This window comes from Calidifontibacillus erzurumensis, from assembly GCF_013303125.1.
GTDB lineage: Bacteria > Bacillota > Bacilli > Bacillales > Bacillaceae_J > Calidifontibacillus > Calidifontibacillus erzurumensis.
In genome coordinates this window covers 1-1,369 of sequence record NZ_JABTTE010000054.1, presented here as the reverse complement: position 1 = coordinate 1,369, position 1,369 = coordinate 1, and the positions used below count along the sequence as shown (strand labels likewise).

Annotated in this window: 1 protein-coding gene; it reads left to right on the top strand. The window is 37.6% G+C overall.

The features are described from left to right. Nucleotides 1-166: 166 nt before the first annotated feature. The coding region (gene istA, locus HR057_RS16730) for an IS21 family transposase (RefSeq protein ID WP_173732629.1) at nt 167-1,369 on the top strand (1,203 nt) is incomplete at its 3' end.

The following is a 1,369-nucleotide window of genomic DNA, read 5'->3' as shown; positions in this document are numbered from 1 at the left end:
TGTGAACGATAAAATAAAATTAACAAATTTAGATAAATAAGATTTTACACTTTCTTAGGATTAAGAAGAGGAAAACAAACTCTATCTCAATCTATTAATTTTTACCTCCATCATTGTTATATTTTGTTTGTACTACTTATTTAACAGTGATGGAGGTATTGGAAAGGTGGACAAGTTTGAAGTGTATGTGAACATCCGACAATTATTGGAACAAGGATTTAGCAAAACAGCTATTGCGAATAAGTTGGGGATTTCAAGGCCGACCTTATATCGGTACCTCAAAAAAAGTCCAAGAGAAATGGCCGACTGGATTGATTCTACGAAAACAAGGGCAAAAAAATTAGATCCTTACAAAGATAAAATTTTATCTTGGCTGAGGGAACATCCTGCATTAAAAGCGTCTCAAGTTGAAGATTGGTTAAAGGAGAAATATCCGTCCCTCCAGGTTTCAGAGAGTACTATTCGGGCTTTTGTTAGAAGTCTACGAAAAGAATATGGAATTCCTAAAGAAGAAAGAATGAGAGATTATGAGGCTGTACCAGAAATGGAAGCCGGGGAACAAATTCAAGTAGACTTTGGAGAGACCTGGCAAGAAACACCCGAGAAAAGAAAAGTCAAATTGCACTTCATCGCATTTGTCCTTTCCCATTCCCGATACAAATATGTGGAATGGTTGGATCGGCCGTTTACAGTTCAAGATCTTATTAACTGTCACGAAAACGCATTTGCGTGGTTTGAGGGAATTCCACGTGAACTCGTCTATGACCAGGATCATTTAATTGTCGTTAGTGAAAATGGTGGGGATCTCATTTTAACAAAAGAATTTGAGGCTTACCGTCAGGAACGAAAACTAAAACTTCGTATATGTCGGAAGGCAGATCCAGAAAGCAAAGGCAAAATTGAAAATGTAGTTGGATACGTCAAACACAATTACGCCAAGTATCGGATATTTACAAATATTGACCGCTGGAACGAGGATTGTTGGAAATGGCTTCACAGGACAGGAAATTATAAAATACACGGTACCATCAAAAAAAGACCGGTCGAAGTATTTCAACAAGAAAAGAAACACTTACGACCAGTCACACAAAAAATATCTTATACAAATCCTGTCTCTAGTATAACAAGAACGGTTCGGAAGGACAACACCATTCTCTACCAAACAAATCGTTACTCAGTCCCTCTCGGAACATATAACAAACAAAAGACCGTTTATATTGCACAAATTGATGAGTATTTACTTGTCTATGCATCTAAAAATGGGCCGTTAATTGCCAAACATAGACTGTGCCAAGAGAAAGGAAAGTTAATCCGAGATCGGCAGCATACCCGGGATCGTTCCAAAGGTATTGATGCTTTCATCCATACA